This window comes from Pseudoalteromonas luteoviolacea, from assembly GCF_018100925.1.
GTDB lineage: Bacteria > Pseudomonadota > Gammaproteobacteria > Enterobacterales > Alteromonadaceae > Pseudoalteromonas > Pseudoalteromonas obscura.
In genome coordinates this window covers 46581-65659 of sequence record NZ_JAGJEH010000004.1, presented here as the reverse complement: position 1 = coordinate 65659, position 19079 = coordinate 46581, and the positions used below count along the sequence as shown (strand labels likewise).

Annotated in this window: 18 protein-coding genes and 1 pseudogene; 11 read left to right on the top strand and 8 right to left on the bottom strand. The window is 39.8% G+C overall.

Annotated elements, in window-relative coordinates; all coding sequences use genetic code 11:
* The first annotated feature begins 92 nt into the window (after positions 1-92).
* Positions 93-2243, top strand: a complete 2151-nt coding sequence (locus J8M00_RS09335; RefSeq protein ID WP_211009995.1) for a PQQ-dependent sugar dehydrogenase — start codon at positions 93-95, stop codon at positions 2241-2243.
* 92 nt (positions 2244-2335) lie between these two features.
* On the opposite strand, the gene J8M00_RS09330 is transcribed toward J8M00_RS09335, so the two are convergent.
* Entirely contained in the window at positions 2336-2755 is a 420-nt protein-coding gene (locus tag J8M00_RS09330; RefSeq protein WP_211009994.1) for a hypothetical protein, read from the bottom strand.
* Positions 2756-3046: 291 nt separating this feature from the next.
* Between J8M00_RS09330 and J8M00_RS09325 the strand changes: the two genes are divergently transcribed.
* On the top strand, positions 3047-4141 hold the full coding sequence (locus J8M00_RS09325) for a GGDEF domain-containing protein (protein ID WP_211009993.1): 1095 nt from the start codon (positions 3047-3049) through the stop codon (positions 4139-4141).
* Positions 4142-4188: 47 nt separating this feature from the next.
* Here the strand turns inward: J8M00_RS09325 and J8M00_RS09320 are convergent, their stop codons facing one another.
* A complete protein-coding gene (locus J8M00_RS09320; protein WP_211009992.1) occupies positions 4189-5553 on the bottom strand; it encodes a hypothetical protein in 1365 nt (454 codons plus the stop codon).
* 533 nt (positions 5554-6086) lie between these two features.
* On the opposite strand from J8M00_RS09320, the gene J8M00_RS09315 reads away from it, so the two are divergent.
* Positions 6087-6395 (top strand): hypothetical protein, encoded by a 309-nt coding sequence (locus tag J8M00_RS09315; RefSeq protein ID WP_023397514.1) that lies wholly within the window; start codon positions 6087-6089, stop codon positions 6393-6395.
* Positions 6396-6495: 100 nt separating this feature from the next.
* Here J8M00_RS09315 and J8M00_RS09310 read toward each other — a convergent pair whose 3' ends face one another.
* Entirely contained in the window at positions 6496-6681 is a 186-nt protein-coding gene (locus J8M00_RS09310) for a hypothetical protein (protein ID WP_211009991.1), read from the bottom strand.
* Positions 6682-6979: 298 nt separating this feature from the next.
* Between J8M00_RS09310 and J8M00_RS09305 the strand changes: the two genes are divergently transcribed.
* Positions 6980-7939: an ABC transporter substrate-binding protein gene (locus J8M00_RS09305; RefSeq protein WP_211009990.1), complete on the top strand. Its 960-nt coding sequence runs from the start codon at positions 6980-6982 to the stop codon at positions 7937-7939.
* Between the two features lie 16 nt (positions 7940-7955).
* Positions 7956-8702, top strand: coding sequence for a substrate-binding periplasmic protein (locus tag J8M00_RS09300; RefSeq protein ID WP_211009989.1), 747 nt, complete (start codon positions 7956-7958; stop codon positions 8700-8702).
* A gap of 118 nt (positions 8703-8820) precedes the next feature.
* Here J8M00_RS09300 and J8M00_RS09295 read toward each other — a convergent pair whose 3' ends face one another.
* The 3 genes and pseudogenes from J8M00_RS09295 to J8M00_RS28240 all read right to left on the bottom strand — a co-directional run.
* The gene (locus tag J8M00_RS09295; protein WP_211009988.1) at positions 8821-9027 is read right to left on the bottom strand and encodes a hypothetical protein; all 207 of its coding nucleotides are present in this window, start codon (positions 9025-9027) and stop codon (positions 8821-8823) included.
* A gap of 417 nt (positions 9028-9444) precedes the next feature.
* Positions 9445-10242, bottom strand: coding sequence for a dermatopontin-like protein (locus J8M00_RS09290; protein WP_211009987.1), 798 nt, complete (start codon positions 10240-10242; stop codon positions 9445-9447).
* Positions 10243-10830: 588 nt separating this feature from the next.
* A pseudogene (locus tag J8M00_RS28240) lies at positions 10831-10953 on the bottom strand (sulfite exporter TauE/SafE family protein); the annotation flags it as partial.
* A 362-nt stretch (positions 10954-11315) separates the two neighbouring features.
* Here J8M00_RS28240 and J8M00_RS09285 point away from each other — a divergent pair.
* From J8M00_RS09285 to J8M00_RS09265, 5 genes are all read left to right on the top strand, one after another.
* Positions 11316-12290 (top strand): DUF1852 domain-containing protein, encoded by a 975-nt coding sequence (locus J8M00_RS09285; RefSeq protein ID WP_211009986.1) that lies wholly within the window; start codon positions 11316-11318, stop codon positions 12288-12290.
* Between the two features lie 327 nt (positions 12291-12617).
* Positions 12618-13823, top strand: a complete 1206-nt coding sequence (locus tag J8M00_RS09280) for an N-acyl amino acid synthase FeeM domain-containing protein (protein ID WP_211009985.1) — start codon at positions 12618-12620, stop codon at positions 13821-13823.
* Entirely contained in the window at positions 13823-14707 is an 885-nt protein-coding gene (locus J8M00_RS09275; RefSeq protein WP_211009984.1) for a class I SAM-dependent methyltransferase, read from the top strand. Before J8M00_RS09280 ends, J8M00_RS09275 begins: the two co-directional genes overlap by 1 nt.
* Before the next feature lie 204 nt (positions 14708-14911).
* Positions 14912-15361: an Lrp/AsnC family transcriptional regulator gene (locus J8M00_RS09270; RefSeq protein ID WP_211009983.1), complete on the top strand. Its 450-nt coding sequence runs from the start codon at positions 14912-14914 to the stop codon at positions 15359-15361.
* A 73-nt stretch (positions 15362-15434) separates the two neighbouring features.
* The gene (locus J8M00_RS09265; RefSeq protein WP_211009982.1) at positions 15435-16970 is read left to right on the top strand and encodes a serine hydrolase domain-containing protein; all 1536 of its coding nucleotides are present in this window, start codon (positions 15435-15437) and stop codon (positions 16968-16970) included.
* Positions 16971-17109: 139 nt separating this feature from the next.
* Here J8M00_RS09265 and J8M00_RS09260 read toward each other — a convergent pair whose 3' ends face one another.
* Positions 17110-17685, bottom strand: coding sequence for a TetR/AcrR family transcriptional regulator (locus J8M00_RS09260; protein WP_211009981.1), 576 nt, complete (start codon positions 17683-17685; stop codon positions 17110-17112).
* 144 nt (positions 17686-17829) lie between these two features.
* Here J8M00_RS09260 and J8M00_RS09255 point away from each other — a divergent pair, with 144 nt between their 5' ends.
* The gene (locus tag J8M00_RS09255) at positions 17830-18393 is read left to right on the top strand and encodes a hypothetical protein (protein ID WP_211009980.1); all 564 of its coding nucleotides are present in this window, start codon (positions 17830-17832) and stop codon (positions 18391-18393) included.
* 82 nt (positions 18394-18475) lie between these two features.
* Here J8M00_RS09255 and J8M00_RS09250 read toward each other — a convergent pair whose 3' ends face one another.
* A complete protein-coding gene (locus J8M00_RS09250; RefSeq protein ID WP_023397526.1) occupies positions 18476-18949 on the bottom strand; it encodes a peroxiredoxin in 474 nt (157 codons plus the stop codon).
* Positions 18950-19079: the final 130 nt, after the last annotated feature.

Here is a 19079-nt window from a genome sequence, read left to right as displayed (position 1 = left end):
GAAAATAAAAGACAAAAATTGTTCTATAAATCGAAATTAAATTGACTATATTTTGGTCTACTTATCACACCTCATAGTAAAGGTATCATGTCATGTATAGTCTGATCAGATTTATGTTCTGTTGCTGGGTGTTGCTTGTGCCCAAGCTATATGCAGCGGATGTCTCAACCACTTTCCCAACTGACCAAACCTCAGGAACCTTTACTTTAGGCACTCAGCCCAAAACAGTTACGTTCAGCGGTGGCGAAGTGAGGATCGCAGGGATTTCCTCATTATATCGAAGTGGTAGTCGGGCATTTATGGTACGTAATACGACGGCAACGATATCGTTTGGCACGCCAGCTGTCGAATTACTATTTTACATTCGTGGGCAATCGACGGGAAACGCGTTTGTTAGGCTGTTAGATGCAAATAACAATGAGCTATTAAGAGTCGAGGTAAACAGCAGCGATTGGAGCCAAGTATCGTTGCGTCGCGATAGTGGCATTGCCAAAGTTGAGTTTACTAACAACGCGAACGATTTAGCGGCTATGGAAGATTTTGAATACACGGCAATGGCAGAGCAAAGCACCGAACCTACCCCCATCACAGATCCCATTCCCGCTATGATTGAAGAAGGGGCGTTGAAGGCCAATCTAATTCCATTGGTATCGGGCACCCTGACTTCACCGGTGACCGGTGCAACGATAAATGGACAAGATAATTTCGTATATATCGTTGATCAAATTGGAATTTTATATAGTTTAAACCTCAGTACCAATCAGTTGAGTCAAGTATTAACCGTGACAGATAGGCTAGTAGACATTAACCCTAATTTTGATGAGCGCGGCTTTTTAGGAGTCTCATTTCATCCAAACTTTAACAACAATGGACTGCTGTATACCTATACGTCAGAGCCCGCTTCGGGCAGCGTTGATTTTTCTTTCTCTGGTAGCGTAGATCATCATACGGTGATCAATAGTTGGCAGGCCACATTGGACCCTGATGAGGGTGTTAATATAAATAGTGATTCCGCGACTGAGATAATGCGCATTGCACAACCTCAAAGTAATCATAATGGTGGTACTCTAATATTTGATAGTGACAGCATGTTATTGATTTCATTAGGAGATGGCGGTGGAGCTGATGACCAAGGGAATGGGCACAGTGACGATGGAAATGGTCAAGATACTCAAACACCGCTTGGTAAGTTATTGCGGATAGATCCACTAGGTAATAACGCCGTAAATGGCAAATATGGTATTCCAGCGAACAATCCATTCATTGAAAGTAATGGTGTTTTGGACGAAATATGGGTGGTTGGGGTGAGAAACCCCTACCGTATTGTCGCGCATGATAATCAAGTATATGTATGTGATGTCGGTCAAAATAAGATTGAAGAAATCACTTTGGTGACTGGCGGAGAAAATTTGGGCTGGCCTTTAAAGGAAGGGTCGTTTGCCTTCAATAATAATGGAAGTGACAGCGGATTTGTGTTTGACCCTAACCTTGCAAGCTTGCCATCAGAGCTTGTTGATCCAAATTGGCAATATGACAGCGATGAAGGGATCGCGGTGATTTGCGGAGCTGTATACGAAGGTAATATTGAAGTATTAAAAGGAAAATTCTTATTCGGTGACTATCGTTCTCCAGATGCAGATAAAGGTAGGCTATTTTATACATCAACTTCAGATCTGATTGCAGAAATACCTATCGAAACAGGCTTTGAAGGCGAAAAGCTACTTGGATTTGTTAAACTTAACAGTGGCGATGTGCTGGTTTTGACGAATGAAACAGGTACCCCACAAGGGTCTACTGGTAAAGTGCTCAGAATCGAAGCGATACCAAACAATGCACCACTGGTTGAGGTCGCTGAGTCCAATATAACAGTCAATGAAGGCGAGTTGGTTACTCTAAGTGCATCAGGTTCAAGCGATCCTGATGGCGATACATTGTTGTTTGTTTGGACTCAAACATCAGGTACTACTGTATCATTGAACAATGGCAATACTGTAACGGCTACATTTACAGCCCCCAATGTCGAACAACAAGTATTGTTAGAGTTTATGGTTGAAGTTTCAGATGGCCATTTAGCTCAAAGTCGAGAAGTTAGTGTGACGGTCAATAATATTAGTAATACCAATAGTAACACCACTACTGGCAGTGACTCGGGCGGTGGCGGTGGTAGCATGTCATTCTTTTTAGTATTGCTACTTATTTGTTCAATTTACTTACATGGTAAGCGTTATCGGGATGATGATTGAGTATAACTAAAGGCGAACATAGTCGGTTTTGTAAAGAATAGATTTTTGACAAGTTTTTAAAGGGGACTTTATAAGCTAAGCCCCTTTTACTATCAGAAGCATATTAGTTTGTAGCTACCGTGAAATGCGCTGTAACCTTGGATAAAGGACATTGACAATCTATTTCCTCTTTTGAATATAGCTAGAGGGGAGGGCGAGTTGTCGACAAACAACACGTTGCATCCCAAAGACTCAAACCCTGTTGGTAATTGAAGGGTAAAGCTTACTTCATCAAAATTAGCGGACTCTTGCATTGAGTGGACATTGTAATTGTAAGCATTGGCCAGAAGATCGCTAAAACTAAATGTGCCTTCCGTTATACCGGTTGGTACCAAATTGGCATCTTCAACCGTTATACTATCTTGCCAATTAATATTTACTTTAAAAGAATATGAGTTTTGAGCAAACGAGTTGAATGGGCAACTGGCGAGCAAAATCGCTAATATCGAAATTACTGAAAATGTTTTGTTCATCTGACTATCCTCTATAATTTTGTCTTGTAACATATAAAAAGATTACTAAATGCCTTATTTCGAGTAGAAAGCCCCTACGTTTCGAAGTCCTCTCGATACCTAGGCATAAGCCAGATCTTAGATCGCATTGTTCAACAAACTATTACACTTTATTTCAGAGTTTGTTGTGTATTAAGCAAGGCTATGAATTTACTTATTTTAGGAGTAGTTAGGTAAATTTCCTGTATCAAATATGCTCAACTTGGTTATATTCACCTATACTAAGCATGTCCGGCTTTGGTAAATTTCTTTATGTATAAACGTCTTAAGTCTGTGTTTAAGAGGGTTATCAACATTGGTTGCGATGGCGATGACTACAATGCACACAAAATACGTGTGTGTAATACGTTCGCACTTTTGTCTTGCTCTATCGTTTTACTCGATGCCTGTATTTTTGTTTTTTTCTATCAATCCTTAACTGCAGTATTAATGAACATGCTGTTAGTGACTGCCTGCTGCTTAGCGCTAATATTGCAATATTATAAGTACCATTACGCCGCTGGATTAATGTTATTTCTCAGTGTTATCAGCTTTATTTTTGTCCAAGCTTATGGGGTTGTTGGAAATGAAGTCGGTGTTCAAAATACCTTTTTAACCCTATTACCCTTGCCTTGGCTACTACTTGAAGGAAGTAGAAGAAGCACAAAAATATTGCTGTCAGTGCTTTGTTGTAGCTGTTATTTCTTTATCGAATACCACCAGCCGATCCAACAGCTAATAACGCTAAAAGATACCCATAAAGGTGTATTACAGATCCTGTACGAATTACTTGCAATGCTGGTGTTAATCTTGATCGCCATTACATTTGATAATGACCGCTATAAATTTGAGAAAAAGCTCAAAAGAATGGCGACGATAGATGGACTGACAGGGCTCTCTAATCGAACCAAGCTTTTCATCGAGGGAGATAGAGCACTTTGTGGCGTTAAACGGCATAAATTACCATTTTGTGTCGCATTAATGGATATCGACCATTTCAAAAAGGTGAATGACAACTATGGACACAGTCATGGAGATGCTGCACTTCAAATAGTCGCGAAGCTATTAGCCAATAACACACGACAAAGCGATATCATAGGCCGATATGGAGGCGAGGAATTTGCACTGATTTTACAAGGTACGGAGCTGTCATCAGCTATTGATAAGTTGAATTCTATACGGGAAAAAATAGAAGCAGAACCCATTTGTTACGGCAGTGTTTGTATCAATTGTACGGCAAGCTTTGGAGTCACTCAGCTGACTAACCCTAGTCAAAATCTAACGGATTTATTTGACCAAGCGGACTCAGCTTTATATGACTCTAAGGATAAGGGAAGAAATTGTGTGTCTGTTTACCCGTTTGTTTAGCCAATTTAGTTGCAATAGAGTAATACTTTTAGAATGAAGCCTACTTCCTATTGATTTGCCAACCATTTATACCAAGTGTTTTGTTGGGTCTCGGCGTTTATTCTTTGCTGTAACAGGGCATCAATTGAAGTGGCGTTTAGGGCAGTGCCAAATTCAAAATCTTGACTGCTTTGCTCTAAAGTAACACCATTCTCACGGCCTTTATCTGTCACTTCACAGTGACCATTTTTACAAACTACATCTGGCTCAGGTTTGATAACTACAGAGTCAGACTTCGTCATGATATAGCGTTCACCTACATGAGTAGGACTCTGAAATTTGCTGAATTCACTTGCTGGTATACTTGTATCAGTTTTTGCGGTTACTTCTACCATATGTTGTAAAAACTGAAAACTGCCTTGGTGGGACAACGCACTTGTACCGGGCTCTGTGATGAATGAAATAAACCCTTTATCAATTGGTGAAGCAGAGAGTGCGTCACCTGCAAGTAAGTCAGTGATTGTTGCTTGATCTTTCTGTATAAACTGCACGGTCAGCTGGTGGCCATGTTCATCGAAATGGCCCTGATTAAAATTGCTCAGGCGCTTTCCATCATCATGTTTTCTATAATTCCCCAGATCGCTGGCAAACTGGCGAATATATTTTAAATCTACATTATTTTCCTCGCCATATTGATACATTTCAGACAATAAATTTCTATCGCCTTGTGTTAAAAATTCGTACGGGTGTGTATTCAAGTTAGATAAAGACATACCATCGACTTTGCTGTGAACATCTGGTTCATGTTCACCAAATAAATCTTCCACCATGAGTGCATAATACTTGTTTGACTGGGCTGGACTTACCGTAGTGTCACGCTCAAGGTGAGTTATGTTAGATGCAAACTGTGATAGTGCTTGTTCTTTGTATTGGTTTGAAACCATTAATTTTCCAAGTGGAGAAAACCCCTCGTAATGGGTATCTAGCGACTGTTTAAACTGTGCTTTTGCATCTATATCACTGTCCATTTTAACGGCACCTCTCCTAAATTTTGTTTGAACATTCTGATCATGCATATGCCACATTTGATAAGCCGCTAGTTTCTCCGAATCGGAAAAAGTGTCACTTGGGTCAAGCGCAATGATTTCCAGTTGTTGCTGAGGCAACTTTTCAAACTCCCTTTTTGAAGACCCAACAACTTCCAGGTTGATATGTGGACGTGACGGGTTATTTAGCTGTCTCCAACTTTGAGCTAATTGGCTTAGCTGCGTTTTACCAATGGCTTGCTGTGCGTCTCTTAGCTTTAACGCTAGTGATGATATTGAAATGTTGTTGTTTTGAGAAACGGCTTGATGTGTGTATGTGTGCTTTTGCACAGAGGCTTTTGCAGGTAGTTTTACATTTGCATTCAATTTAGAACCTGAAATATCCATATTATCCGCTCTCTTTGTGGCAGGTTGAACACGCGATTGACTGCGAGTACTAAAGAAGAAGCCATGTCCTTTATCTGGCGTAGTACATTTAGCGTATCTAATATGGTAACAAAGTAAGAGGGTTGAAGCTCTTTGTCAAGTTGTGGACTTTATTTTAGAGATAGGTTTATTGGTAGAATAAAGCATTATTTATGGTCTGTTTTCATTCGATATAATCAGTTGCTTTTTTATCAAATATCTCGTCGTTATAAGGCGATTTTTATAGAGTATATTGTGGTTAAAATCGCAACTATTATAATTTCTCATTTGGTTTTTGTTGATCGTTTGTGAGGTCAGTGTTAAAAAATGTTCGCTTTGTCGGCTGTTGTGACAAGTTATTATAATTTCTTATTATTGTTGATAATGCACATTTATAAAGATCCTGTTATGAGTGATATTGTCTTTAAACTTGCCTTAGTAGATAAAGCTGACTATTTAATGAGCTATCAGGAAATAGCTTATACCTGTTAATACGTAATAAAAAAGGAGTTATTATGAAAGTTGCAATTATTTTATTATCTAGTTTGCTTGCCTTGTCATCTATAAATGCGAATGCTGCGATGGGATTTGATGAGTTTTTTGAACTTAGTAGGAGTAAATGGTTTGAACCTTGTATGTTTCAGTCAACTTTGAGTTTTTCCGAATATTTGGCACTTTTGGTGGCTGATGGTGCAATTACGCCAGAAGTCGTGCCTTATGCACTTAGCAACGGTTATGTTCCCGAGACTGCTTGGCCTTTTGCACCGGAGATAGTCGTTGATATATGTAAAGCAAGGAGTCGGAACTTTGCCTCTTTGGATTGATAACAAGGGCGACACGCAACTATAAGCTATTTCAATATAAGGTTGCCTTGTATCTGGCAACCTTTTTGATTGCATCTTATCTTCTATTTAATGGTGTTTATTAAATGCAGCGGTTCTGTGTATAGCAACCAGCATCCCAAGTCATACAATACTGCTTTTGCTCTGTCCAGCATGCATAATATGAGACGTATCCAGCTCCCGCAACTTGTGGAGTGTGTTCTCGTTTTAGTGTGTTGTCGGCATTGTCTAAGCGTTTAAGTGATTTTTTGTTAAAGTGAAGTTTCATATCGCCTCCTTGTTCTCATTTTGGTGAATTTCACCCTGAATCTTATTATCAATCTGTGACAATTTTATTTTACTTTTACTTCACCTTTTTGTTACCGGTAGATTGCAAAGCAATTAAAGTTAGCAAGGCTAAGGTAGTCCCCACGTCTAGATGGGTTTATCCAAAATAATTGTATTGCACGCTTTAATTGTTGTGATCACATCTATACTTGAGATAGTGAACTCGTTTGTTTGTCATTAAGGAGAAGGACAGGTCAAACTAATAAGTTTTTGTTGTTTGATAGAGAAGATCTATTTTTATGCGCTTTGTTGTCAAATTTACAAACTGGTTATTCTTAGTGTGTGCTGTTTTGTGTTGTGCTCATGCAAATAACAAACAGAATGAAATTTCAATTCCAATGAACAACTGGACAAGCCAGCGTGTGCTGTCTTATGCGGTTGGAAGCATGATTCAAACGTATGGCTACAACGTTATTTACCATGATATGCCAGCCAGCGATCAGTGGGGCGCAATGAAAAAAGGGCTCGTACACTTTCAAATAGAAATTTGGCAACAGTCGATGTCTGGGCAATTCAATAGAATGATAGAAAACAACTATATAGTAGACTTGGGTGTCCACGATGTGGTGGTTCGAGAAGAGTGGTGGTATCCAAAATATGTCGAGGAATTGTGTCCGGGCTTACCTGACTGGCAGGCGTTAAATCGATGTGCAACGCTTTTTGCGCGAAAACCCGGTTCTTCCAAAGGCGTTTTTTATACAATTGACTGGGATTATCAGGATGCGGACCTTATCCGCGCATTAGGACTACATTTCACAATAGAGCGACTCAATAATGAAAATGAATTATGGCAGCTACTTGAGCAAGCTTGGGAGAATAAAACGCCGGTGTTGATAATAAACTGGACACCGAACTGGACGGATCTTTACATGCCAGGGAAGTTTGTACAATTTCCCAAATACTCGCCAGCTTGCGAGGTAGATGCAAGCTGGGGGCAAAATAGCAATTTAGTCAATGATTGCGGAAATCCACAAAAAGGTTGGTTGAGAAAAGCTGGCTGGACAGGTCTGCAAAGTACCTACCCATGTGTATACAATTTACTAAGAAAGCTTAACTTCTCAAAAAACATGATAGCTGATGCTTCAGCACTGGTTATCGTAGATGGGCACTCAGAGCAAGAAGCTGCAAAAAAGTGGCTGGAAAAGTATAACCTTGATATAGCCCATTGGCTCGAGTCGTCCTGCGTATCAAAAACATGAACAACTAAGGCTGAGTATGAAGCACGCTTTAGTGTGTACTTTACTACTATTTAACTCAAATTATATTGCAGCTTTAGAAGTTGTATTTGAGCACAACCCTCCATTTCAAATGGTTGACGAGAGTGGTACGGGATATGGTCCCGTTTACTTTTTCGCTAAGAAACTCTTAAAAGCGGCAAACCTAAATGGTAAGTTTACAGCCAAACCCTGGGCTCGGATCATGAATATAGATGCACACAGGCCAAATGTGATGATCTTATCGATGTCCAAAACTCCACAAAGAGCCAACCGTTTTATCTGGCTAACATCAGTCTATACAGGGCAACAATACTTGTGGAAAATTAGGTCGAGAGCAGAGCCAACCAACGGAGTCGTTAACGTTGCAATTGAAAGAAATTCTCACAAGATGAAAAGTGTCATTTCTTATTTTCGAGAAGATAACGTGTTGCAAGTGATTAATTCAACTCAAGCGTTGCAGGCATTGATCAAGGGTCGTGTGAACCGTTTTGTGGGAACGACTTTCGCGGTTTCAGGCAAGCTTGCAGACCTAGGTTACGATATATCGATTCTAGAGCGTTTAAATGTGTTTGATGAAGCGGGGTTTGAAAGTAAAGGTTTATATTTAACACTGACACTCAACACGCAGGAGAAATACGTGTCGGCTATCCAACAAGCACTAGCTAGCTCAGAAATCAAACGTGCAAGACATGAATTATTTACCGGCTTTGTAATGGCCGAGAAAGCAATATTAACCGAACAGTGAACTGTTATCGGCCATTTTAATCGGCAGGGCTTTATCGCTTTTTGTACCGCAATGGCTTTGTGTAGGTAGATAACAAGTTAGCTAATAAACACATGAAAAGTAAAAAGGTACTTTTCGCTTAAAAGTAGACAATTTTAGGTAAACCACCTTCATCAACACAGCGATAATAGGCTGTTTGAATAGAGTGTGGGTTATAGTGCTCTTCGCTCCAGGCGACTTTACCGGACTTATAACACAAAACGTATGTAGTCGTGCGTGCTTCAACTGAAGACGATACCGAAGATGCCACAAGCGTTGCTAATGCGATGAGCGTTGCCTTTTTCATTTTGAACCTTTGTTATTGTTGTTGTGCTAAGTCGCTAAAAATTTACTCTGAGGCATTTTCATACAAAAAGAATGTGTTGTAAATTGTATTGTTAAAATTCTTGTCGATTTTGTAATTTTTTTGAGTTCCTATTGCAAGAATTCTGTCGTTAAGTTGCTTTGAAATAGCCCCTAGAGCTGTTTTCAGGATTCAAGTTATAACCTAACAATCATTGGGACTTTATAAGATTGAAAAATACATAATAAATATGTAAATACACTGTTTGTTATTGGCTTTTATTATAAGGTCAATTAATTTAAGTAAGTTGAGGGTTATTAATGTTGAATATTTAATAAATTAAAAAGCCACGCCTTTAATGTTCTTATATAATATAAAAACGTGGCTTGAACAGTTAAGAAAGTATTTATTAACTGGTTATTACCAGCCGCTATTTGCACTCAAACAGTAAGTAACAGTCGTTTTTCTGTCTTCAGCCCAGTTTACATGCTCGCTCTTCATACCAACTAATGCGCCACGAGAAGAACCTAAATCCCAAGGTCGGTCTAGTGAAGAAGGGCCATCTTCAAAACATTGTTCTGGCTCTAATTGAGTACCGTATGCAGAACCTTCGTTCATCGCCGCACAAGCAAACTTGAATCTACGATCTTCAGCCCAGTTTTCGTGTTCAGCATAAACACCCACTAAAAACTCACCATGACGACAAGTATAATTAACGGCATGATCGAATTCATTTGCATAGCCAGACCAACTTACGCGGCCACGGTATACTTTGCTACCAGATGCCGTTTTAAACTTTGCGCATTCAAAGCTAAAGCGGCGGTCTTCAGCCCAATTTGCATGGTAGCTAGATACACGCTGTAAAAACATATTGCTCGGACAAGTAAATCTGAATGTTGCGTCAAACGCGTTGACGTCAGTTGCGCTGTAACCACTAAAAACAACCAAATTACCTGACTGAATGTTAAATGACGAGCTTGATACTTGTGCGCTTTCTAATTCGAATGTGTTTACACCGAATTCAGATACATCGTTATTTGAGTCAATTAATTCGATTATTTTATCAACATTAACTGATTGGTTTGAGGGGATTTTATATACCTTGTTGCCTATTTTATATTCCATATCTCCAGCACTTTGCAATTCTTCAGCAAATGAAAAAGAAGAGGTAAGTAACGCTGATATCATAGCCGCGCTGAATAGTAACTTTGTATTCATTTAAATATTCCTTTTAAATTTAAATAACAAGATCGGCCTAGACCTTTGTGGCCTTTCCTAAATGTGAGGTGGCCGGTTTTGATTTTATATACTGAGTTCCGATACAGCCATATATTTCGGAGTCCTATTTATAGATATTGAATATTTCAGCTAAATGACGGGGATTTATATTGATTTTTATTACATTGCACTTAGTGCAATTTGTTACTAAAGGGTAGTAATTTAGTTCTGTAAGGTAAAAAACACCCCAAAATAGCGAGAATGAGCTCGAACGAGCAACCAAATTTGGCTAAGTTACGATTTAGGCGCAGCTATATTTTTATCGTTATATGACTTATATACGAATAATGTGCGATGTACGAACAAGATACTAATGCAATTCATGAGATAAAAATTATTTAAATTTTTTTTGTGGGTTATAGGTGTTTTTTAAGCTCTGTACTGCTTGACTGTATTATTAGTAACGGCCAACCCTTGGTACAAAGATTTACACCATAGCCAAAAAACCCAATGAGAAGTTAAGGCTTTTCTGCTGTGTCAGTAATGGCGAATTTATCGGCCAAATATCATATTCGTAGCTATCACAACTCATAATCCGGGGAAGATTTTTTTCACGGTAGACACAGATAAATAATTCGTAGCCTTGGCACTTAAGGGCGCGGTAAGCCAAGATGTACATAAGATGCCAAACAAAGCCGGCAAATAAAAAAAGTGGTTTATGTGGTTCTTGTTATAGGTGAATCGTGGGGCAAGCGATAAAGAAACTGGCTCATGGGCTTACCTTACTCCTTATGTGAATTGACCGCTAAGATAGCAGGTTAGCTGCGAGTCCCAATTTTTCAATATTATGAATTTTCTTCATGTTTAAATTGAAATAATAACATTTTTAATCACTTAGCCATCCAAGTATAACTAACTCATCGAAAGATGTAGACGTCTAGAGGTCTAAAACTCTTGGCGGTCAGTTGGTGCTAATTGCTCAAGTAGGTTAATCAGGTCTTGAACTAGGAAAATAAACCTAAGCAGAGCAGGAATTACATTTAGGGTTACCTAAAACATTTGGATACCAGATCATGAATAAAGATTTTACATTTACTATCAAGAACCTTCGTCTAGATGAGAACTATCATCCGTCAAACAATACGCGCATTACGACGAACTTTGCAAACCTAGCTAGAGGCGAAAGTCGTCAATCTAACTTGCGTAATGCATTGCAAATGATTGATAACAGTTTTAATGCACTTGCACATTGGGATAACCCGCAAGGTGATCGGTATTCAGTTGAGCTGGAAATTATCTCAGTAGATATGGATATTGACGGTAGTGGCGAAACATTTCCGTCAATTGAAGTGCTAAAAACGTACATTGTTGATCATAAAACAGGCGAGCGCACCGAAGGTATTGTGGGAAATAACTTCTCTTCTTATGTCAGAGACTACGATTTCAGTGTACTACTGTTAGACCATAACAAGGACCAACCGCAATTTAGTATTCCGGATAATTTTGGTGAGTTGCACGGAAATTTGTTTAAGTACTTTGTAAATTCAGACACATATAGGCGTAATTTTAGTAAACTTCCGGTTATTTGCCTAAGTGTCTCGGATAACAAAACGTACCACAGAACTGAAAATCAACACCCAGTATTAGGTTATGAGTATCAACCGAATGAGTCTTCATTAACTGAGCAATACTTCAAGAGAATGGGCTTGCAGGTACGTTATTTTATGCCACCAAATAGTGTTGCACCATTTGCATTTTACTTCTTTGGTGATCTACTAAATGATTACTCAAACCTAGAGTTGATCAGCACAATTAGTACTATGGGGACTTTTCAAAGAATTTATCGTCCTGAAATTTATAATGCGAATGCCGTGGCGGGTGCACGTTACAAGCCAAACTTGAAGAATAAAGATCACTCTCTGACACAAATTGTATATGACCGCGAAGAACGTAGTCGTTTAGCAATTGAACAAGGGAAGTTTACTGAAGAGAATTTCATCAAACCATATCAAAATATTTTGCAGCAGTGGTCGGCGAATTACGCTTAAGGCCCTTCAAGTACCAAAACAAAATAGGTAGAAAGCACCAACCAGTGCTTTCTTCTTAGTTGCAAGAGCAAGTTACTTGTGGCGAAGATATGTTCGGTGATGGCGAGCATAATATAAATGCGGTGTTCACTTTACTCGTAGGTTCTGCTACTCAATGAATTTTCTTAAATCAGCATTGTTTGATGATGTATAGCCATCTCTGTTTGTATAGACTCGTTTTTGCAGGCTAAAAATAAAGTATTACTTTTTAATTATTTAGGTTTTGCTGATTGTAATAAAAAAGGGTTACAATCAAATTTTACAATAATTATTAAAAAGTTCCGTTCAATGTCTATTAGAGTAAAAGTTGCTTCCACCCCAGTTGAGCTCAACCATGTTTATCAACTTAGATATCAGGTATATGTAGAAGAGTACGCGTATATGCAGGCCAACCCGCAACGTATTATTATGGATATGTTTGACGGTATGCCTGACAGCTATAATATCATCGCATATGATGGCGAAACGCCAGTGGGTACCATACGAGTTGTGATAGATGGCGCTCTGCAATTGCCAGCTGACCAAATGTACGACTTTAATCAATACCGCAGCCAGCTAATTTTGCAAAATCACGAACAGAATTTACCACCTCCGCTATTAGCCAATTCTGGCATGTTTGCGATAGATGCCAATTGGCGAAACCGTCGAGACTTATTCAGAGCTTTATTTAAATTAAGTTGTGATATCGGTGAAGCCCGGGGTGTAACAGATATCATTACTACAGCTAATATTGAAACGCTTGCGATATATAAACGGATGGGTCTAAAAGCACTGGGTGCACAGGTACGACATGAACATATTTCGGTTTCTATGGTACCCATGCACTGTACTATGCAACAGATCACGCAATGGGCTTTCGGTGGACCAAGAGCCCATACTAAACTGACGGAGTTGTTTTCTGAAAGCTTTGAATATCTGCTGGTGAGTGCTGGGACACCAATCTTCAATGCGTCAGAAGAGAATGCTGAAGAAGCGTATCTTATCAGTAGTGGCGCGATAAGTATTGCAATGGACAGAGCAGATCAACAACAGCACTTTGACTTGGCCACATTGACCGCAGGCGAATTGTTCGGTGAGTCTTGCCTTTTTGATGAGCAGGGGCGCACTGTCAATGCCGCTGCTATTGTAAATACTGATCTATTGGTACTAAAGAAACAAGATTTTTGGCAAAAGGTAAATAAAGACCCCAGCTACATGAAAACTATTCTTAAAGTCATGGAGCAGAAACTACGGGATGTAGGGCGCAGAGCACTTATATATGCTCATGCATCGAAACAAGAGAGGCTTGAATTTTTTTTAGAACAGTTGTCAAAGACAGCCAAACCGATGTTGAAAAAGCCGCATCAGCGAGTAGTGAGAATGGGCGGGCATGCATTCTCGGTGATATCGGGTGTCGAAAGGGATGAAAGTCAAGCATTCCTTGAACAACAAGCACTAACAGGCTCGATTGGTTTAACAGACAAAAGCATTATTTTTTATAGTGAGGCACGTTGATGAAAGATAACGAAGCCAGTTCAACCGCGTTTACTGTCGCCCAAGGCTTATTGTTTGCAGCAAAAACGTCAAAATACAGTGCTTTGGTAGACGAGCAAGTTATTTCGGTATCTCGCCAAATTTTACAGGGTAGTGAGCAAGGCCGGCATAGACTGAAGCAACTAGAAAGCTGGTGGTTTTGCAAGCTTGCCAAAGTTAGGGAGCGCCTGTTGTTGCCAGGAATATCTTTGCACTATGTATTGCGTAAACGTCATATCGAGCAGCTAACATTGAAAGCCTTGTCTGAGGGGGTTACACAAGTAGTCGTACTCGGGGCTGGGTTTGATTCTTTGTGTTGGCGTTTGCAGCAGACATTTGTTGACGTTAACTTTATTGAAATTGACCATCCGGCCACGCAGTCTCAAAAAGTTAAAGCGTTAGAAGAAGATTCGTTTGATAGCTCGAACATGCACTTTTTGGCTGTGGACTTTGGTCGTCAACAGCTAAAAACAGCGCTTTCTGAATTTCGAGGTTTTTGTCCTGAAAAACGAACATTGTTTATCTGCGAAGGTGTTTTGATGTATTTAAACCAGCAGGACGTAGACACGGTATTTGAATCAATTCGCGCTTTAACAGGTAGTGGCACACAGTTTATTTTTTCGACACTGGAGCCCAGAGAAAGTGCAAAAAATACGGTCCCCAAACTTCTCTATCGTCACCTTGAAAAACTCGGTGAACCGGTGGTTTGGGATATAGACAGCAGCCAAATGCAGACTTATTTACAAAAGCACCAGTGTCAGCTTCACTCTATAGCAGGTGGTGCGGAACTGGTAGAACAACAGATTAAAGAACAATTGAATCAAAAAATGTATCAAGGTGAGTATTTTGTTCACTGCTCTTTTTGATCAAGCCGACCGCTGACTTAGTCAGCGGTCAACATCATCTCAGCAGGCGTAAAGTGTATCCATTGATATATCTCCCGAAATAAGCTGGTGTTGGCCTCACACTTCTTTTCAGTTCATGAACACATTAACTATTTTTGCACCTTGGTGAGAAGTTTCGTTGCTATGAAATAATCAGTCAGTTTATTCTAGTGACGGAGGGGAAAAATGAAAATAGATAAGTTTAATCGAATCATATTACATGAATTGTCAAAAGATGGACGTCTATCAAACGTGGAGCTAGCGGAAAAAATAGGGCTTTCTCCCTCGGCATGTTTAAGACGTGTTCAAGATCTGGAATCAAAAGGGCTTATTAAAGGGTATCGTGCCGTATTGGATTCGGAAAAACTTGGCACGGGATTCATCGCTTATGTTGGTGTAGGACTGAGAGAGCATTCGACTGAGTCTCAAAAAGCATTCGAACAAGCGATTGAACTGGCCAGTGCAGTAAAAGAGTGTCATAACGTCACTGGTGAGTTTGAATATTTGCTGCGTGTAGAAACATCAGATTTAAATGCGTACAAAGCTTTTCATGCCGATGTACTTGGATCTATTCCACAAGTTTGCACTATTACGACACACGTTGTCATGGAGTCGACAAAAGATGAAAGGGCGTAAAACGAGTCCTTAACAAATTGGAGAGTTTAGTCGTCTAATAAACGTAATCTTGGTTAAAACAAAAAGGAATTTTATGGCAACTTACTCACGAGCTTTGCCCATTGCCCCATTGGTTCTTTTATTGGCAATCAGCACAAGTAGTAATGCAAATGAAGATAAATCAATAAATGCTAAAGCACAGATGATGGAAAATGGACTAAGAGATTCGGTTCTCGATAAGTCTAATCCGACAAAGTGGTCTTTATCGCAGCGTATGGCGCATTTCAATGTACCAGGAGTGTCGATAGCTGTGATAGAAAATTACAAAGTTGTCTTTGCTAAAGGTTATGGCTTAAAAGAAGCGGGCACAGCACAACCTGTTGATGAAAATACGGTCTTTTCTGTTGGCTCATTAAGTAAAGTTGCAACAGCGGCGGCAGTACTAAGTTTAACTTCCCAAAAGCAGATAGCATTGGATACGGACGTCAACACCTACCTAAAACAGTGGCGGGTTCCTGCAAGTCAATACACAAATATAGATAAGGTTACCTTGAGGGGGATATTGTCTCATACGGCGGGGCTTTCTCTATGGGGGTTTCCTGACTTTGAGCCTCACGAAAAGACGCCGACTGTATTGGAGACCTTGAAAGGAACTGGGCTTTCCCGAACTAAGCCTGTACGCACGTTTTATCAACCTGGCACAAGTTGGCGTTATTCAGGAGGGGGCACCACCATTATTCAGTTGTTATTTGAAGATGTTTTAAAGCAACCTTTCGAAATCGCTACCGAAGATTTACTGTTCAAGCCGCTTAAAATGACTCGTTCAACTTTTGAGAACCCTTTACCCAAAGAGTTCGGCAATATTGCAAAAGCACATGATGCATCTGGGAAATTAGAAGCAAAGCCGCGTGGGTGGCATACATTTCCAGAAATGGCGGCGTCTGGCCTTTGGAGTACACCAAGCGACTATGCACATTTGATGATTGCTCTGATGAAAAGCTATCAAGGAAATCATAATTATCTAGAACACGGTTTAGCGCAACAAATGATGACTGAAGTTGGATTTGGTAAGTTTGGGTTAGGCCCAAAAATGTCAGGTGCAGGGGAGTTAAGACGCTTTCGTCACGGAGGTTCAAATCAATCGTACAAAGCATGGATGGAAGGTCATTTAAATTTAGGAACGGGGTTGGTGGTATTTACCAATGGGAGTAACGGCGATGACTTGTACGAGGAAATAAGAAGAGCCGTAGCTGATGCTTTCGACTGGCCGTTTTACAGGCCATTCTATCGCTATGAACCCGCTATCAATGCTAAGTGGCTAAATCAATTTACAGGCGCATTCACTGTTTCTGGAGATAAATATACGGCGTTGGAAAGGGGGTTTATCAGTGCAGATGAACCAAGGTCAAAAACAAGGTATTTCTCGCTAAAAAATAACACGCTATATGTCGGTCAGCGCGCGTTAGTGCCAATAGCTCCAAACCAATTTGTGCTTCAAGGTGATGATGCAGAAGAGCAAACTTATGTAGAATTTATACAAAATACACAAGGGCAATTCGAAACTGTAATTGTAAGAGAGGGCGCTAACAGTGTTGTCGCCAGCAAGGATATGGCGGAGAGGCTGAATTAATCAAACTGGGTTTTAAGGTGCTAATCGTTATAGCCGCTTCATGTTTTTCAGATTTGACTGAAGGATCAAATCAAATCTGAAGATTGCCTGTAGACAAAACGCATAGATTAGATACATCCCAGCTCTGTGATTTCATCCATTATGTTTTGGGCTTGAAAGAGGTAATTACCGATAGGATTTCTTCAACCATGTCATCACTGTTTAGTGATTCAGGCGTAAAGACTGAGCGAAATAACGTAATTGCAGGTGTTATCTCAGCAAGCAAGTCCAAGTGTTCATGGTCTTCACCAATAGTTCTAGCAATCGTTTTGCGATAATGTTCTAACGAAAATCCGGCTTTAACAACAGCCTCTATTTCTTTATCAGAACGCATTGCTGCAACTAATCCTGGCACTAAATCAGGTTTCTCGCTGGCTTGGCTACATTGCTTTTCTATGACCGTCTTTAGATCAGTCGTTGGTTCATCCGTAACGGGCGCTTCTTGCGCAGGCATGCTTTTGATTGCTTCAATAATTAAAGACTCTTTCGTAGGCCACCGCCTGTAAATAGCACCTGTTCCACAGCCTGCTTTAGTCGCAACATCTTGAATACGAAATCGATCAAACCCCACTTCCAATAACAAGCTCAGAGCCACCTTTACAATCGCATCAGTTCTGCTCGAATCACGTTTTCTACCCCGTGTATTACCGGGTTGTTTGGTATTTTCTTGTTTCATGCTGGCGATGGTATCAGAAAGCAATTTTACAGTAAATGTACAATTACGAAAATGATGATTTCCGAAATTTTTTAACGGAAGTGTTGATTTCCGGAAATAAAGGTTCCACAATAAAAAACACTTAAAGACTAAAACGGAAAAATCATGGATCTTAAATTAAACCTACAATCAGACAGTTGTTTAGATTTGGCATTTGGTAAAGTTATCAGTGGGAAAGAAGCGCAAGTATTTCAAACATACTTTCCAGCAGTAGCGCCAGCTTTACAGGAGTTTGGTCTTAAACCTTTACGCCCTTTTGCTGTTTTAGACACAAATATAAGGGGGCCGATACCTGAACAGGGGAATTTAACTTATGTGCCAAGCGTAGAAAATTTTGTGCAATTTCATCAGGACGCTAGATTTCAAAAAGCTAAGCCGATCAGAGATGAAGGTATGGAGTTTCTAGCCGATGGAAACCTATTTAAATCCATTAAAGAACAAATTACATTGGATTCAAATTCGGACTATGCATTGATTTTATCTAGCAATCAAATTGCTAAAAGCACATCTTTATTTGAACTTAATCTTAGCGAAAATAGCCCTAACCAACGATTTAGAGGTCAGTCATTAAGCCTGTGCCCTTGGAGTGAAGATACAGAGAAGTTGTTACATGCAGTTCCTAACGAAACAATTGTATTAAAGGTCCGCTTTTTTCCTGAAAGTAGTTAACGAGGTAAGCTGGAAGAAGTGCATAACTAAACTAGCTCATAACTGTTCGTTAGAATAGTTATGAGCGAAAATACCTTTGTGATTACAGCGCTTCTAAAATCACTTCAGCTTTACTGATCTCAAAAGTTTTTGGTGCTTCTACGTTCAATTGAGTGACTACACCGTTTTCAACAATCATAGCGTAGCGTTGAGAGCGCACACCGCCAAAGCTAGCTGTGTCCATATCTAGCCCTAATGCTTGAGTGAAGCTTGCATCGCCGTCTCCGAGCATTAAAATTTCATCTGCGTTTTGCGCATCTCCCCAAGCTTTCATCACAAAAGCGTCATTGACTGAAACACAAATGATGCTATCGACACCTTTAGCTTTGATTTTGTCCGCCAGTGCAACAAACCCTGGTAAATGTGCTTGCGAGCAAGTTGGTGTGAAAGCACCTGGTACTGCAAAAACAACGACTTTCTTGTTGGCAAAAAGCGCTTCAGACGTATGGTTTTGCATGCCATCGGCTGTTAGCTCAGTTAATACCGACTCTGGAATGCTTTGTCCTTGTTCAATCATTGGTTTTTCTCTTTTAGATTTAGAATGCTTGCAAGTGTAGTACGTAAAATGGCATATAAAAACCGATAATTATTAGGGTTATTAAAGTGACCTCGAGATGAGAACTTGTAGAGCACTTTAATCATTACCC

Bases quoted from the DNA above. Each gene is read 5' to 3' on its own strand.
- J8M00_RS09265 (WP_211009982.1), top strand. From the start codon at position 15,435: ATGGCAACTTACTCACGAGCTTTGCCCATTGCCCCATTGGTTCTTTTA.
- J8M00_RS09325 (WP_211009993.1), top strand. From the start codon at position 3,047: ATGTATAAACGTCTTAAGTCTGTGTTTAAGAGGGTTATCAACATTGGT.
- J8M00_RS09260 (WP_211009981.1), bottom strand. From the start codon at position 17,685: ATGAAACAAGAAAATACCAAACAACCCGGTAATACACGGGGTAGAAAA.
- J8M00_RS09290 (WP_211009987.1), bottom strand. From the start codon at position 10,242: ATGAATACAAAGTTACTATTCAGCGCGGCTATGATATCAGCGTTACTT.
- J8M00_RS09315 (WP_023397514.1), top strand. From the start codon at position 6,087: ATGAAAGTTGCAATTATTTTATTATCTAGTTTGCTTGCCTTGTCATCT.
- J8M00_RS09330 (WP_211009994.1), bottom strand. From the start codon at position 2,755: ATGAACAAAACATTTTCAGTAATTTCGATATTAGCGATTTTGCTCGCC.
- J8M00_RS09310 (WP_211009991.1), bottom strand. From the start codon at position 6,681: ATGAAACTTCACTTTAACAAAAAATCACTTAAACGCTTAGACAATGCC.
- J8M00_RS09255 (WP_211009980.1), top strand. From the start codon at position 17,830: ATGGATCTTAAATTAAACCTACAATCAGACAGTTGTTTAGATTTGGCA.
- J8M00_RS09305 (WP_211009990.1), top strand. From the start codon at position 6,980: ATGCGCTTTGTTGTCAAATTTACAAACTGGTTATTCTTAGTGTGTGCT.
- J8M00_RS09270 (WP_211009983.1), top strand. From the start codon at position 14,912: ATGAAAATAGATAAGTTTAATCGAATCATATTACATGAATTGTCAAAA.
- J8M00_RS09285 (WP_211009986.1), top strand. From the start codon at position 11,316: ATGAATAAAGATTTTACATTTACTATCAAGAACCTTCGTCTAGATGAG.
- J8M00_RS09280 (WP_211009985.1), top strand. From the start codon at position 12,618: ATGTCTATTAGAGTAAAAGTTGCTTCCACCCCAGTTGAGCTCAACCAT.
- J8M00_RS09335 (WP_211009995.1), top strand. From the start codon at position 93: ATGTATAGTCTGATCAGATTTATGTTCTGTTGCTGGGTGTTGCTTGTG.
- J8M00_RS09295 (WP_211009988.1), bottom strand. From the start codon at position 9,027: ATGAAAAAGGCAACGCTCATCGCATTAGCAACGCTTGTGGCATCTTCG.
- J8M00_RS09275 (WP_211009984.1), top strand. From the start codon at position 13,823: ATGAAAGATAACGAAGCCAGTTCAACCGCGTTTACTGTCGCCCAAGGC.
- J8M00_RS09320 (WP_211009992.1), bottom strand. From the start codon at position 5,553: ATGGATATTTCAGGTTCTAAATTGAATGCAAATGTAAAACTACCTGCA.
- J8M00_RS09250 (WP_023397526.1), bottom strand. From the start codon at position 18,949: ATGATTGAACAAGGACAAAGCATTCCAGAGTCGGTATTAACTGAGCTA.
- J8M00_RS09300 (WP_211009989.1), top strand. From the start codon at position 7,956: ATGAAGCACGCTTTAGTGTGTACTTTACTACTATTTAACTCAAATTAT.